The 14,289-nt window shown below is 70.1% G+C and carries 12 protein-coding genes and 1 pseudogene; 8 read left to right on the top strand and 5 right to left on the bottom strand.

The features are described from left to right. The first annotated feature begins 117 nt into the window (after nucleotides 1-117). On the top strand, nucleotides 118-798 hold the full coding sequence (locus tag OG730_RS00165) for a class I SAM-dependent methyltransferase (protein WP_327302139.1): 681 nt from the start codon (nucleotides 118-120) through the stop codon (nucleotides 796-798). Here OG730_RS00165 and OG730_RS00160 read toward each other — a convergent pair. Together OG730_RS00160 and OG730_RS00155 are read right to left on the bottom strand one after the other, a co-directional pair. Continuing rightward, entirely contained in the window at nucleotides 768-1,298 is a 531-nt protein-coding gene (locus OG730_RS00160) for a hypothetical protein (RefSeq protein ID WP_327302138.1), read from the bottom strand. The genes OG730_RS00165 and OG730_RS00160 overlap by 31 nt on opposite strands. Beyond that, entirely contained in the window at nucleotides 1,295-2,473 is a 1,179-nt protein-coding gene (locus tag OG730_RS00155; RefSeq protein WP_442814790.1) for a molybdopterin-dependent oxidoreductase, read from the bottom strand. Before OG730_RS00155 ends, OG730_RS00160 begins: the two co-directional genes overlap by 4 nt. A 615-nt stretch (nucleotides 2,474-3,088) precedes the next feature. Between OG730_RS00155 and OG730_RS00150 the strand changes: the two genes are divergently transcribed. The 5 genes from OG730_RS00150 to OG730_RS00130 all read left to right on the top strand — a co-directional run bounded on the left by OG730_RS00150 (nucleotide 3,089) and on the right by OG730_RS00130 (nucleotide 9,494). After that, on the top strand, nucleotides 3,089-3,328 hold the full coding sequence (locus tag OG730_RS00150; RefSeq protein WP_327302136.1) for a chaplin: 240 nt from the start codon (nucleotides 3,089-3,091) through the stop codon (nucleotides 3,326-3,328). Nucleotides 3,329-4,264: 936 nt separating this feature from the next. Continuing rightward, nucleotides 4,265-5,719 (top strand): DUF4331 domain-containing protein, encoded by a 1,455-nt coding sequence (locus tag OG730_RS00145; RefSeq protein WP_327302135.1) that lies wholly within the window; start codon nucleotides 4,265-4,267, stop codon nucleotides 5,717-5,719. Nucleotides 5,720-5,901: 182 nt separating this feature from the next. Continuing rightward, the gene (locus tag OG730_RS00140; protein ID WP_327302134.1) at nucleotides 5,902-7,248 is read left to right on the top strand and encodes a tetratricopeptide repeat protein; all 1,347 of its coding nucleotides are present in this window, start codon (nucleotides 5,902-5,904) and stop codon (nucleotides 7,246-7,248) included. Further along, complete coding sequence (locus tag OG730_RS00135; protein WP_327302133.1) at nucleotides 7,245-8,903, top strand: nickel/cobalt transporter; 1,659 nt, start codon at nucleotides 7,245-7,247, stop codon at nucleotides 8,901-8,903. The genes OG730_RS00140 and OG730_RS00135 overlap by 4 nt, the downstream gene beginning before the upstream one ends. A gap of 273 nt (nucleotides 8,904-9,176) precedes the next feature. After that, nucleotides 9,177-9,494 carry an SH3 domain-containing protein gene (locus tag OG730_RS00130; RefSeq protein ID WP_327302132.1) on the top strand — a complete coding sequence of 106 codons (318 nt, stop codon included), beginning with the start codon at nucleotides 9,177-9,179 and terminating at the stop codon, nucleotides 9,492-9,494. Here the strand turns inward: OG730_RS00130 and OG730_RS44200 are convergent. Further along, a pseudogene (locus OG730_RS44200) lies at nucleotides 9,495-9,707 on the bottom strand (hypothetical protein); the annotation flags it as partial. It abuts the gene before it with no gap. Between the two features lie 854 nt (nucleotides 9,708-10,561). Here OG730_RS44200 and OG730_RS00120 point away from each other — a divergent pair. Together OG730_RS00120 and OG730_RS00115 are read left to right on the top strand one after the other, a co-directional pair. Then, nucleotides 10,562-11,293, top strand: coding sequence for a thermonuclease family protein (locus tag OG730_RS00120; RefSeq protein ID WP_327302131.1), 732 nt, complete (start codon nucleotides 10,562-10,564; stop codon nucleotides 11,291-11,293). Between the two features lie 367 nt (nucleotides 11,294-11,660). Next, nucleotides 11,661-11,813 carry a hypothetical protein gene (locus OG730_RS00115; RefSeq protein ID WP_327302130.1) on the top strand — a complete coding sequence of 51 codons (153 nt, stop codon included), beginning with the start codon at nucleotides 11,661-11,663 and terminating at the stop codon, nucleotides 11,811-11,813. Between the two features lie 319 nt (nucleotides 11,814-12,132). Here OG730_RS00115 and OG730_RS00110 read toward each other — a convergent pair whose 3' ends face one another. Together OG730_RS00110 and OG730_RS00105 are read right to left on the bottom strand one after the other, a co-directional pair. After that, nucleotides 12,133-13,209, bottom strand: a complete 1,077-nt coding sequence (locus tag OG730_RS00110) for a terpene synthase family protein (RefSeq protein ID WP_327302129.1) — start codon at nucleotides 13,207-13,209, stop codon at nucleotides 12,133-12,135. A 218-nt stretch (nucleotides 13,210-13,427) separates the two neighbouring features. After that, the gene (locus OG730_RS00105) at nucleotides 13,428-14,249 is read right to left on the bottom strand and encodes an SAM-dependent methyltransferase (RefSeq protein WP_327302128.1); all 822 of its coding nucleotides are present in this window, start codon (nucleotides 14,247-14,249) and stop codon (nucleotides 13,428-13,430) included. Between the last annotated feature and the right edge of the window lie 40 nt (nucleotides 14,250-14,289).

The following is a 14,289-nucleotide window of genomic DNA, read 5'->3' as shown; positions in this document are numbered from 1 at the left end:
TCGGCCGGCAGGCGGACCGGGACCGGTCGGCCTACGGTCGGTCGAGTCCCCGTCCTTCGGGACCGCCGGACCGGACACGGGCGAACCCGCCGGCCCACAACCTCGCAGGGAGCCCGTGTGAGCACCACCTCCGAACGGCGACTCGCCGACCGCTCCGAAGCCTGGAGCAGCGGCCCCTACGCCGAGGCGCTCCACTGCCGATCCGCGGACGTCACCCTGTGCGACGGCGAGGGCTGGTCCTTCCCGCTGGACGTCGACCGGTGGTCGGGCCGGGCGGACACGGCGGACCGGGCCGTCCTGGAGCGATGTGCGGGACGGGTCCTGGACGTCGGCTGCGGAGCGGGGCGCCTGGTCGAAGCACTGGCCCGCCGCGGTCATGCCGTCCTGGGCATCGACGTGTCCCCGGCAGCCGTGATTGCCACGGTGTGCCGAGGCGGCCACGCGCGCAGCGGCTCCGTCTTCGGCCCTGTGACCGGCGAGGGAACCTGGGGCACCGCCCTGCTGATCGACGGGAACATCGGCATCGGAGGCGACCCCCGGCGCCTCCTGCGACGCGTCCACGACCTGGTCCGCCCGGGAGGGCTGCTGATCGTAGAAACATCACCCCGCGAGGTGGATGAGCGACGCCGGGTGCGGATCCACATCGGCCACCACTCCGTCGGCCCGGTCTTCCCGTGGGCCACCGTCGGATCCGGAGCCCTGGTCGACCACGGCCGCCTGTCGGGGTGGGCGCCCGTCGAGCAGTGGACGAGCCTTTTGGGCGAACGTCACTTCGCTGTCCTGCGGGCCTGCGCCTGAGCCCGGTGCCTGGTGCGTTCCGGCCGCAGGCGCAGCCAAGTCCGCACGATCAGGGTGACCGCGGAGGCCGCGAACAGGGCGGCGGTGATGAGGAGCCAGCGGGCGAGGAAGCCGTCGGCGGACAAGGCCGTGTAGGCGGTGTAGCGGCCGCCCTTCCGCAGGATCAGCGGCCACCAGACGAGGAACAGCACCCCCGAGACGAAGGCGGGGACGCGGAGGTAATTGACGCCCGGCCGCGGCACCCCCTCGCCCTCGGCCGCCCGGCCCCGGCAGAGGAACTGGGCGGCGCGGTCGGTGAGCGAGTAGGCGGGGAGCAGGACCAGGTCGTGGAGGAGGGCCGCGCCGACGAACCAGATCGCCACGCCCGTGGTGTCGCCCTTCAGGAGGCGGATGCCGGCGTAGAGGGCGAGGGCGAAGCAGGCCAGGGTGAGCAGGAGGTGGAGGGGCGAGGCCCCGTAACGCCGGCGCAAAGCCTCTCCCGCTCTGGTGAGGTGGCTCATGCGGGTTCTCCGAAGGTGAGGCGGGTGACCCATTTGGTGTTGTGGACGCCTGGGGCCGCCGGGATGATCACGCGGGCCGGGTAGCCGTGGTCCGGCGACAGGGCGGCCCCGTTCACGCGCATCGCGAGGAGCGAGCGACCGTCACGGGCCTGGTTGGCGGCCAGTACGACCGAGGAGAACGACCCGCCGCGCTGGGCCGATTCCACCAGCACCTGCGGGGTGTTTGTGCCGAGCCCGACGAGGGCGGCCAGATCGGTGAGGCGCACCCCGGACCACTGCTGGTCGGGCGTGGACCAGCCTTCCACGCAGGCGATGGGGAGCGCCGCCTCCCGCTGCTCCATCGCCAGCAGCATCTCCCGGGTCAGCACCTTCTGGCGGCCCCCGCCACGGACCGTGAGGCGCCAGGCGGGACCGATGTCGCTGGGCCGGATCCCGCTGGACGCGGCGGTCTTGTTGATCTGGAACCCGTTCGGGCCCGTACCCGGATCGCGCCCGTGGGGGGCCAGCAGGGCTGTCTTGCGCCACCAGCCGCCCACGCTCTGACCGGCCGTCACCACCAGCAGGGCCAGCGAACCGGCGCCCACCATCGCGACCGCTCCACGCCGCGAGATCGTCGGGGCCGCCGGCCGGGGGGAGACCAGTCCGGCCGCCTCCGGCGAGTCGGGTGCGGGCTGGAAGTCCCGGCCGGCCCGGACCGCGCGGACGGCACGCGGCAGCCGGAACGCGACATGGACGACGAAGGCGGCCATGAACACCCAGGCACCGTAGAAGTGCAGGACGTAGAAGGACCCCGGAAAGACGTAGTCCAGCTGGATGTTCAAGATCCCGGTGGCGAACGTGAACCCGGCCCCGCCCACCAGCAGCAGGAGCGAGAGGCGCTCCAGGGCATGAGCGGCCGAACGGAGCGGCGGCCACTCGAAGAGCTTCGGAATCACCGACCACAGCTTGGCGAGGAGGACGGGGACCAGGGCCACGCCGAGGACGGTGTGCGCGCCCTGCGTCAGCCGGTACAGCCAGTACGGCGAAGTCGGCCAGGTGAACAGGTAGAAGCCGAGCCAGCCCTTGTCCGGCGTCTGGTCGTTGCGCGCCGCCAGATCCGGGTTGTACGCCGCGTAGGACAACAGGCCCGTCACGAACAACACCACGACTCCGGCCAGGAGCACCAGACCGAACACGCCCGTCAGCCAGGGCCCCCGGAGGGGACTGCGCCAGAAGTCCGGACGGGACGGTCCGGGCGGCGGGCCCGCCGCCCTCACCCGCTCGACCGCACCCCTCACCCGCTCGGCGACGGGTGCGCGCGGGGGCTCCGCCGGTCCTGTCGGTCTCGCTGGGGCAGACAGACCCTCAAGCCGGCCATCGGGCCGGTCACTTTCGCCGTTCGCATCCATCCAGACCATCTCTCCGCGTATCGGGTTCATCAGGCATGAGCGTCCGGGAGAACATCCCGCGCCCGCGCCCGTCACCGGACCCGTGACACGCGGCACGCCCCTTGCGGCTTCTCGCGGCCCGTCGCCGGCACGCCCGGGAGATGCCATGCGGCTACCACGGGAGAGGGGCGGGGCGTACGCGGCCTTGGTCATCCGGCTCGACGAGGAACTGCCGGCGGAGGGCTTCGGCGGGCGACCTTGCGGAGCTGAAGCGTTCGGCCGGATGCAGGAGGCGGGACAACACCTTCGAGGTAAGCGGCCAACGAAGGCCCATCCGCCCACAGCTTCCTGCCGAAGGCATCATGCGGGCCCGCTCTGGGGCTGTAGGCGCGCGAGCGTCGCTGGTTCATTAAGGAGAGCCCCATGTCCCGTCTTCTCAAGAGTGCAGTCCTCGCGCTCGCCGTGGGTATGGCCATCGTCGGCGGCGCGTCCGCGGCGTCCGCCGACGCCGAAGCCTCCGGCGCGGCCATCGGTTCCCCGGGCGTGCTGTCGGGGAACCTGATCCAGATCCCGATCCACATCCCGATCAACGCGTGCGGCAACAGCGTCAGCGTGATCGGCCTGCTCAACCCCGCCTTCGGCAATACCTGCGTCAACAGCTGAAGGTCGTGACCGCCGGTTCGCCCCTCCCCGGCCCGGGCCGTTGGGGCGAACCGGCCCGCCCGTTCCCCTCCGGTCCAGACGGACCTCCCCGCCGCCATCCGCCCTGCTGATGTCCGGCCGGAGCGGAACCCTCGGGGTGGTGACACGACGGGGAGTCACCACCCGCATCCGGCACAGCGCTCAACACGGCTGGCAGTCCGCGACCCGACCCCGTGCGTCTCACCACTGACCACCCGAGCGGACGTCCAAAGACCAAGGAGCACAAGAGGCAATAGATTCCGAACGGACAGCAAAAGAAATTCAGGCCGCGCCATCAGGGTGAAAAGAATCGCTTCAGGTGGCTGGTTTTACATTATTGAAGAAACGATTCTGTGGCGCCAATCCTTGTGCTACAAGATAAATTCCATCGCTCCTCGGGTTAGTCTCCCGTGCCCGGCGCACTCACCTCACACGGGGCGCCGTGTCCATCGGGCAGGTAGGGCGCCTTCGGGTCAAGTGCGGGCGACGAATGGGTCACCACCTGGGGGGGGGGCCGCCTGTCTCAGCCTCCCTCCAGATTCACCTGTTATTGCACATTGCCCGCAATAACAGTTAGGCCCTCGATCGGCCTAGTATCCGCATCGCGTGTTGCAACAAATTAATTCGACTCTCACTTTCCCTCAAGGCGGCTGTGGCCAGGGCGTTTGCCTCAACTGCGGCGCGACAGTGTCCAGGGGTTCCCATAGTTATGGTCACGGATAACCGGCCGCACATGCTTTCCTTTCGTCTGCGCGGTCTGAGCGCAATGGCGCTGCCCATGGGTCGGCGGGCCTTGGGGCTGCTGTTGATGTTTCACGGGCGCGCTCGTCCGGCCGAGTGGTCACCCCATCTGAATGTCCCTGTCCGGCCGTGCCGGTGTGTGCGGTGGGCCGGGGTTCGCAGTCGAGAGGAACATCCTTGAAGTCCATCTCCGCACGGCCCCGTTCGCGCCGTGTGCTCCGCCAGTCCCTTCTGGTCCTGGGCGCCGGTGCGCTCGCGACGGGCCTGGCCGCCTTCACCCTGGCTCCGGGTGTCAGCTCCGCGTCGAGCCACCGTGAGGCACCGCTGATCGCGGGCGATCCGCGGGCGGACAACACCGACGTGTACGCCTACACCAGCCTGGACCGCCCCGACTCGGTCACCCTCCTGGCGAACTGGATCCCGTTCGAGGAGCCCAACGGCGGACCGAACTTCTACGCGTTCGGCGACGACCTCCGCTACAACATCAAGATCGACAACACGGGTGACGGCGTCTCCGACATCACCTACACCTGGCGCTTCCGCAACAGCTACCGCGACGACGCGAACCAGTTCCTCTACAACACCGGCCCGGTCACCTCGCTGAACGACCCGGACCTCAACTTCCGCCAGGTCTACGACCTCGTGGTCTCCCACGGCAACAAGAGCAAGGTCCTGCTCACAGGCGTGCCCGCCGCCCCGTCCCGCGTCGGTCCGGCGTCCATGCCGAACTACGCGGCCCTGCGCAACGAGGCGATCCGCAATGTTCCCGGCGGCGGCAAGACGTTCGCCGGGCAGGCCGAGGACCCGTTCTTCGCCGATCTGCGGGTCTTCGACCTGCTCTACGGCGGCGACCTGTCCGAGCGTGGCCAGGACACCCTCGCCGGCTACAACGTCAACTCCGTTGCCCTGCAGATCCCCAAGAAGGACCTGGCCCTGAAGGGGAACCCCGGCCGCAACCCGGTCATCGGCGTCTGGTCGACGACGGACCGCCAGGGCGTACAGGTCTCGGACTCCCGGGATAAGCACGCCGACAAGTGGAAGCAGGTCTCCCGCCTCGGCAACCCGCTCGTGAACGAGGTCGTCGTCCCGCTGAAGTACAAGGACGCCTTCAACACCCTCAACCCGGACCAGGATCGCACTGTCCAGCCGGTCGTGGACAAGGTTCTCGACCCGATCCTGCCGAAGCTGATCCAGCAGGTGTACGGCATCCCGGCCCCGCCGGCCCCTCGACGGGATCTGTTCGAGATCTACCTGACGGGTATCTGCAAGGCGTGCGGCCCGATCCAGGCCGACCTCAACGCCCACCGCCTGAACAAGGACGCGAAGCTCCGGGACATCGTGCCGGCGGAGGAGCTGCGCCTGAACATGGCCGTGCCGCCCACCGCCAACCCCAACCGCTACGGCGTTCTCGCCGGTGACTTCGCGGGCTTCCCCAACGGCCGGCGCCTGACCGACGACGTCATCGACATCTCCCTCCAGGCCGTCGAAGGTGCCGCCCAGACCGGCCAGCTCGTTCCGGCCCTGGCCGACGGCGACCGGGTCGACGCCAACGAGGTGCCGTTCGGCACCTCCTTCCCGTACCTGGCGCTGCCCCACACCAAGTCCGTCAACAGCGGCCCGACCATCAAGTAAAGGGTTCCAGGGAGAGGAACGCCGCGGCCTTGGGAGGCCTCGGCGTCCTCCTCCCAGGCGTCGGCGGTGCCGCCTGCGCCGCAACCGCAAGAAGCTGACCCACCACTCCGGGCGGGGACCGAGTCCGGCCCTCCGGTCCCCGCCCGGACCACCATCCACTGCATTTCCCCGGGGAGGATCCCGTGCACCGGCCCGAAGACGAACCAGCCCCCGCGATCCGGCGCCGCAGACACCTGCGCACCACCGCGATCACCATCGCCCTGGGCGTGGTCATGTTCACCGTCGGCGCCGTCGCCCTCTCCCCGAACGGCAACAGCACACCGGACGCCCCTGCCACGGCATCATCACCCTCCGGCCCCACCCGCGGGATCGCGGCGATGCGCCAGCGCGTACAGCGCCTGCCGAAAGATCCGGTCAGCTGGGCGAACCTCGGCATGGCTCTGGTCCAGCAGGCACGCACCACCGCCGACCCGGCCACCTACGCCCAGGCCGAGACGGCCATGCGCCACTCCCTCGCCCTCCAGCCAGCGGAGAACCTGCCCGCGGAGATCGGCATGGGCGCCCTCGCCGCCGCCCGCCACCAGTTCCGCGACGCCCTCACCTGGGCCCGCAAGGCGATCGCGACCAGCCCCGCCACCCCCGCCTCCTACGGAGTGCTCGCCGACGCCCACACCCAACTCGGCCAGTACAAGGAAGCGGAGGAAGCCGTCCAAAAGATGGCCGACCTGCGACCCGACAGCGCCTCTCTGGCCCGTGCCTCCTACGTATTCGAACTCCGCGGCGACACCGACCAGGCAAAGGTCCTGATGGAGCGCGCGCTGCGGGCAGCCGGTACCCCGGGCGAGCGCGCCTTCGCCCACACGCACCTGTCCTCCCTAGCCCTGGACAGCGGCGATCCGACCACCGCCCTGCGCCAGGCCCAGGCCGGCCTGGCCATCGCCCCGGGCGACGCGGGCCTGCTGGAAGCACGGGCCAAGGCGCGCACTGCCACGGGCGATCGCGAGAAGGCGGTCGCCGACTACACCGCGGCCATCGCGGTGGCCCCGCTGCCGCAATACCTCCTGGGACTCGGGGAACTCCAGCAGTCCCTCGGCCGCCCAGACCAGGCCGAGGCCCAGTACGCGGTCCTGCGCGCCCAGGAAACACTCCGCCGAGCCGACGGCACGCCCGCCGACACCGACGCGATCTACTTCGAGGCCGACCACGGAGAACCCCACCAGGCCGTGGCCATGGCCGAAGCCGCCGTACGCGAGCGGCCGTTCCTCGCCGTCCACGACGCCTACGCCTGGGCCCTGCACCGCGCGGGACGCGACCAAGAGGCCCTCACCCAAGCCGACAAAGCCCTCGCGCTCGGCACACGCAGCGCGCTCTTCCGCTACCACCGCGGAGCCATCCACCAGGCCCTCGGCGACACGACGGCCGCCCACCGCGACCTCTCCCAGGCGCTGGCCACTGACCCTTCCTTCCACCCGCTGCACGCCCCCGCGGCGCACGTAGCACTCCGGCGAATCGACGACACCACCCCATGAACCCCAGCACCCGCCGGCGCCTGACCGCCGCCCCGCTCACAGCAGCCCTGCTCACCCCGCTCGCCCTCCTCACCACGGCCTCGCCCGCGGGCGCGCACCCGCTGGGCAACTTCACCGTCAACTACGCGACCCACCTCACCCTGCGCTCGCACGCGGTCGAGGCCGAGATCGTGGTCGACCGCGCCGAGATCGCCGCCGCACAAGAGCGCCCGCTCATCGACCAGGACCACAACGGATCCATCACCGCCGATGAGCAAGGCCTGTACGCGGACGAGGCATGCACGACGCTGGCCGGGCAGCTGGCCACCGATGTGGGCGGCGTGAGCCTCCGATGGAACCAGGGCGTAGGCAGGCTGACCTTCCACACCGGTGAAGCCGGGCTCAAGACCAGCCGCCTCACCTGCCGACTCACCGCCGACGCGCCCCTCACCTCACCGGCCGCCATCCACGTCGTCACGCACTACGACAGTCGGCGCATCGGCTGGCACGAGATCACCGCTGTCGGCGAAGAGGTCACCCTCACCAGCTCCACCGTCCCGGCGACCTCCACCACCGACCAGCTGCGCCGTTACCCGCAGGATTCGTTCGCCGACCCGCTCGACCAGCGCAGTGCCGACATCCGGACGGCTCCGGGGCAGGGGCCCGCGGTAGCGCGGATCGTGCCGCCCGGGATGCCCGGCGCGGGCCCCGTCACCGCCGCACTGAACAAGATCTCCACGCTCTTCGACACCCTCGTCGGCAGCCGCGAACTCACCGTTCCCGTCGGCCTGCTCGCGCTGCTCCTCGCCGTGATCCTCGGTGGCTCCCACGCCGTGCTGCCGGGCCACGGCAAGACGATCATGGCGGCCTACCTGGCCGGGCGGCGCGGCACCCCGCGCGACGCCGTCACCGTCGGCGCCACCGTCACCCTCACCCACACCGCGGGCGTCCTCACCCTCGGCCTGGCCCTCCCTCTCGCCACCCACCTCGCCGGAGAAACCGTCCTCACCTGGCTCGGCCTCGCCAGTGGTCTCCTCGTCACCGCCATCGGCCTCCACCTCCTACACTCCGCCCTCCGCGGCCGTCCTCTCCCGCACGGCCACAGCCACAGCCATAGTCACGGACACCACCACCACGGCGACCACGACCACGGCCATCACCACCACGGGTCCGCTGGAGATCACGGGCACAGCCACGGCCTGCCGACCGGCCTGCCGTCCTCACGCCGAGCCCCCGACAGCGACGCCGCCAACGGCACCACCGTGGTCCTGAGCAAAACCGCCACCGCGCTCCCGCACGACCACGACCACGACGAAGCCGACCGCCGCCACACCCACGCTCCCTCACGCCGGAAGCGCTGGTCGCTCATCGGCGTCGGCATCGCCGGCGGCCTCGTCCCCAGCCCGTCCGCACTGGTCGTCCTCCTTGGCGCCGTCGCACTTGGCCGGACCGCCTTCGGAATCCTCCTCGTCATCGGCTACGGCCTCGGCATGGCCACCACCCTCACCCTCGCCGGCCTCCTCCTCGTACGGCTGCGCGACCGGATCACCGCCCACACCGCCCAGCGGGCATCCTCGCGTCTGCAAAAGCTCGGGCGTATCGGCCCCGCCGCCACTTCCGCTCTTGTCCTTCTAGTCGGCCTCGGCCTTACCGCCCGCGCTGCCCTCGGAGTGTGAGCAGGGGTTACCAGTGCTCAGAAGCCGTGGCTGTCCGTGAAGAGGTCGCCGGCTCGCCACACGGCCGCGATCGGGGCGAGCGGCAGCAGTGACGGCGAAGCCAGGGTGGCGCGGGTCGGAATCCAAGGATGGCCAATTGGCGAATTCATACCAATCCGGAGTGGTGGGGGTCGTCGAATTACCAGGTGGAGGCGTGAGCCGGCTGCTCACGGTGCCGGGGTTCTCAAGGCCTTGGGGCACAGGGCCGCGGGGGCAACGTAAGGAAGTGTTGCGATGAGCGCACGAACGATCGGCCGTGGCCTTGCCGCCATTGCCCTGGCTGCCGGATTCGGTGTGGCGGGCGTAGGTGTGGCGGGGGCAGCCCCCCAGTCCCACCACGATGACCACAGTGTGTCGGGCATGGTGACCTCCCGGATCGAGCTCAATGTCCGTGAGCACCCGTGGACGCATTCCCACGTGGTGTGGAGCCTGTCCCCGGGCAGCCACGTCAACCTGGCCTGCCAGCAGGACGGCTGGTACCACCTCGCCGACCAGTCCGGCTGGGTCGATGCCCGCTACGTCCACGCCCACGAGTGGGTGCGGTACTGCTGATCAAGGGCCGACGGCCGGGAGGGTTCTCAGCTGTCGTGGCTTCGACCCGGGCAGTTCCGCTCCACGCAGGGGCCGCACCGATGGTGCGGCCCCGATCCTGTGCGTCAGCGCTGGGAGAGCGGAAGCGATGTCGGTGACCTGCCGGTTCTTCGGGCTGCAGTAGATGTCGAAGCCTGCGCCGGGGCCCACGGCGGCGCCCAGGTTCCCTGTGGAGGCGAGGGTGCCGGCGTTGGCCGGGGACTGGACCGAGGTCCGGTCGGTCGTGGTGTCGAGACGCTGAACAGGCTGGTGGCGACCACCGCGTCAGGTCGTTGTCCGTGTACGCGGCGCCGCCGACGCCCAACGCCGTGTGCGGCGGCGTGGTGGGGTTGGTGAGCATGGCGTTCACGGTCGGCGGCGGCGCGAGACACCAGTAAAAGCCGATACACAGGCTCATACGGGGCTTTTCTGTAGATTCCTCCAGCAATCAACCTGCGATGCGGCCACGAATAGGCGGTAGAGGGTGAGCAGTCCCGTCCGCGGAAGCAGACCGGGCGGGCAGCGACCTTTCCCCTCTCGCACCGTCGCCTCGGGGGCGATCGGGCCCAGCGGCGGAGCAGTCCCAGCAAGGCCCGCCCTCGGAAGAAGGACACATGAGCACCCGACACATCCGCCGCAGCGCCGCTGTCGTGGCGACGGCGTTCGCTCTCCCCGTTGCCCTCGGTATCGCAGCCCCCGCGTTCGCCGGCTCCCAGCAGGCCGACCCATACGGACTCTTTCTGATACCGCAGCCCCATTGGCTTGATCTTTAACCTTGAGTCAAAGGTCAAGCCAATCCACGTTTCCGCAGCCTTGGCACTCGGCCTGCGGAAACGAAACTCGCCCCCATTCTCTCGGTGGTCGCCATGCGCCGTTTCCCCGATCCCCATGCCTGGCGCCGCAACGCCCCGCGGACCCCTCCTTCACCCAGAGGCACGTGGCTTCCTCGTCCTGACACTGAGACACGATCGCGCCAGGCTCCGGGCAGACAGGGCAAGCACCGATGGAGGACCGTCCTCTTCGCCCTCATAGGGCTCTTCACCGGCCTGGTGACCATCGGGGAACTCGCCGGCGACGGTGACGGACAAGTCTCCAGCCCTCCCGCACCGACACCCGTGCAGCCGAAGGGCCGGACGCAAGAACATGGCGTCGGCACCTCTCCCGTCGAACCGAGCAAGCCGGTGACCCAACTCCCCACCGTCGTGGGCGTCATAGATGGCGACACGATCGACGTCCGTGGCGTCGGCGGCATCCTGCCCGCCGGTGCGACTTCAAGGGTGCGGCTCCTGGCCATCGACGCACCAGAGAAGGGGGCCTGCTTCAGCCGCGACGCCACGGCCCGCACCAAAGCACTGCTCCCTCAAGGCTCCGGCGTGCGGATCGAACGCGACACTAAGCTCAAAGATCCTTACGATCGCTACCTGCTGTACGTCTGGAACGAGCAGGGCGTGTTCGTCAACGAATCCCTGGTCCGCAGCGGCCACGCCAAGGGCGTGCTCTACCCGCCCAACGACGCGCACTGGCCGAAGATCTCACAGGCCAACGAAACCGCCCGAAAAGCCGGAGCCGGCCTGTGGTCAGCTTGCCCTGGATCCGCGCCCAAACCAGCCGAGACGCCCAAGTCAGCGGATGCGGACAATCCTGCCGGCCTGCCGCCCGGCCCACCCGCAGGCAGCCCCGATGTCGACTGCTCCGACCTCGCCGGCGCCGTATGGGTCGGAGCCGCCGACCCACACCGGTTGGACCGCGACGGCGACGGCATCGGCTGCGACAGCAAATGACCCCCGCGGGGCGGAACCACCCTGGATCCGGCCAGGACGCGCTCCGGTACTGCTCACTGGCTGACCATCGCCGCACACGTCGTCATGGTCCATGACGAGAGTGTTGGTGGGCGCCGCGCAGCCGAGACCAGTGCTTCACCTCGCCACCAATGGCAAGGCCGGCCGATGCCCGCTGACCTCGGCAGCGACTACTGGGGGCAGCGCCGCACCGGTGGGTGCAGCACTGCCCGGCATGTACGGCAGGCCGGGTTCGACTGCGATACCCGGAGTAGTGGGGGCTGCGGATGTGCCGGGGTCGTGGTGGCATCGGTGGGTGAAGGATCCATTCAGTTGTGATGAGCCGGCGATCCTGGCCCGGGCAGGGGCCGTGAACCGGACCGCCGCCCGCCGCGCCGTCGCCGCCAGGGCCGTCGGTACCGCAGACCTCGACGTTCTGCTGGACATGCTCGGCTTGCGGCCCGAGGGCGACCCTCCGGAGAAGGCGTGCACTGACCTGACGGGCTGGGCGCCGGGTGACTGACCGCCCGGTCTGCGTACGTGACCCCCAGGGCTGGATCCGATGGTCCGAGGCACCCGCTCAGTTGACTCGCGCTCGGGATACTGCTGGCAAGCGCGCCCCCGAAGGCGCACAGCCGGCCCAGGGCGGCACGCCGTACGGCCGTCGGGCGCTCGATGCCCGAGCCCGCAGTAGCTCCCGAGCAACTGGTTCCCTCCCCGTGCGTTGCGTCCCGGGTTGTGCGCCGCTACCGGGGCCGGCCGGGGGCTCCCGTTTTCAGGAGCCTCCATCTCCGTGGCCGGGGCAAGGCCACGGCCAGGGCGGGACGTTGACAACGCCTGTCTCAGCCCGTGCGCGGAGCGGCTCTTCCGGTGTCCCACCACCAGGCGAAGGTGGGGATCTCGATGGTCCCGATGGTTGGGGGTGGTGTGGTTGTCAGGGTGTAGGGGGGCAGGGCCGGTTCGCCGCCGTGGTAGCGGGTGGCTGTGCGGCCGAACACGAGGTTGCCTGCGAGCATCTCCTCTATCGCCTGGGTGTAGGCGCGCGCCTGGGCCGGGTGGTGCTTTTTGAGGCGGGCGCCGAGGTGTACGACGCGCTCCATGGCCTGGTTGTGGAGGGTGACTACGCGTCCCAGGCCGCGCCGCAGGTCTCCGCGGCCTTCTGCGACCGCGGCGGCGAGGATGTTCACGTCGTCAGGGGTGTCGGCCTGCTCCCTGGCGTAGGAGTAGAGGTCGTTGTAGAGCGCGAGGATCAGGACCGCCGCTTCGGTGTAGGCCCGCCACAGCGGGTGGTGGAACGTTTCGTCGCTGATGTCGAGGTCGTGGGAGACGTGGAGGATCCCTACGATTCCTGTGCATCCGGAGGTGTAGAAGCGGCAGGCCGCGGCTTCGGCCACGCGCTGGCGTACGGAGCGGTCCTGGCCCGCGAACTCCCAGGCGAGACTGGTGACGTACGCCTTGACCGCGTCGGCGAAGCGCCGGTACTGGACGGGTGTGGCCATCGCGGCGGCCCGGCGCATGACATCGATCAGCGGGGCGCTGAAGGGGTGGCCGCACCGTACGGCGAAGCGGGGGTCGTCCAGGAGCCGCATCCACTGGCCGGCCCAGGCCACCGCCTCGGCGGGGCTCGCGCAGGCGTACGGTCCGGAGTAGGTGTCGTCGAAGGGGTAGAGCGCGCTGATGAAGTCGACGCCCAGCCGGTAGCGCTCGTAGTCCTTGGCTCCCGGGTCGAACAGGTTCCACCAGTAGCCGGCGTTCTCCGATCGGATTGTGTCGAAGTGGCCGGGCTGCCAGGCGATGTCGAACGAACCCAGCCACGCCAGGGACTCCTTGCCCGCCCGCTCGGCCTCCGGGTGCGAGCGGTGGGTGTACGGCTGCCAGAGCGAGGGCACGGCGGCGCCGGGCGTAGCGGGAGCGGACACACGGTCTCCTCGGACTGCTTCGGCGGACGGTTCCCGCGTACCCACGGCAAGGCGAACCCTCACCAGGCGGATCGGATACGCGAGTGCAGGGCACCGCGCGCACCCCGTGGCGGCAGTACCGCGGGCACCGTCGGGCATGGGACGCGCTGCGGGCAGCAGGGCGGGGCAACGTGGGGTTCAGGCCGGGCCGGCCGTAGGGCCTGCCCGGGCGGTGCCTGTCAGGGACGTTCGGCGGTGAGCAGGACGTAGCCGATCTGCGGGAGCGCGGCGAACTGTTCGATCACGTCTGCGCCTTTCGCGAGCTGTACGGCCGGCTCTCCGTCCAGTTGCGCCGCGGTGGCCCTGAAGAAGTCGACCGTCGCGGTGTAGCCGCGTCGCACGTGATCGCGTATGTCGGTGAACTCGACCAGTCTCAGCCCGGCGTCCTCCAGGTAGCGGTGGTAGTCGCCAGGGGTGGCGAGGGAGACCTGGAACAGCTCGCGCATCCCCTCGATGGGCACGGCGTTCGTACTCCCGGCGCTGTCGTCCCGGTAGATGTCCGCGACGACCAGGCGTGCTCCGGGCCGCAGCACCCGGCCGAGTTGGCGGAAAACGGATGCCTTGTCGCTCATGTGCAGGACGGACTCGATGGCGTAGGCGCCGTCGAAGGAGGCGTCGGGCAACGGCATGTCCATGGCGTCTGCCAGCTGGAACGTGGTGCTGCCTGAGCCGGCGCCGCTGTGGGGGCGGGCGCGGGCCAGAGCGCACTGGTGCGCGCTGACGGTGATCCCGGTGACGTGCGCTCCCCGGAGGGCTGCGATACGGGAGGCGGGTTTTCCGCTGCCGCAGCCGACGTCGAGCAGCCGGGTCCCCGCGGAGGGTTCCAGGCGGGAGGCGACAAGGTCCGTGAGTGCGTCCGTGGCCGTTTCGACCGGGCTTTCGTCGCTGTCACCGCTCCAGTACCCGAGGTGGATGTTGCCCCCGAGTGCTTGGGCCAGCAGATCGGTCAGCTGGTCGTACATGTCGCCGACGCTGGGTGTATCCGGTCCGGAACCCATCATGCCCCCGTCTCCTGGCCCGGGCGTGTCTCCGGGCAGGAGA

The organism is Streptomyces sp. NBC_01298 (genome assembly GCF_035978755.1).
GTDB lineage: Bacteria > Actinomycetota > Actinomycetes > Streptomycetales > Streptomycetaceae > Streptomyces.
This window is presented reverse-complemented; position numbering and strand designations above follow the sequence as displayed.

What these genes read in the sequence shown, in the direction of transcription:
- OG730_RS00160 (WP_327302138.1), bottom strand. Translation starts at nt 1,298, where the DNA reads ATGAGCCACCTCACCAGAGCGGGAGAGGCTTTGCGCCGGCGTTACGGG.
- OG730_RS00150 (WP_327302136.1), top strand. Translation starts at nt 3,089, where the DNA reads ATGTCCCGTCTTCTCAAGAGTGCAGTCCTCGCGCTCGCCGTGGGTATG.
- OG730_RS00130 (WP_327302132.1), top strand. Translation starts at nt 9,177, where the DNA reads ATGAGCGCACGAACGATCGGCCGTGGCCTTGCCGCCATTGCCCTGGCT.
- OG730_RS00135 (WP_327302133.1), top strand. Translation starts at nt 7,245, where the DNA reads ATGAACCCCAGCACCCGCCGGCGCCTGACCGCCGCCCCGCTCACAGCA.
- OG730_RS00105 (WP_327302128.1), bottom strand. Translation starts at nt 14,249, where the DNA reads ATGATGGGTTCCGGACCGGATACACCCAGCGTCGGCGACATGTACGAC.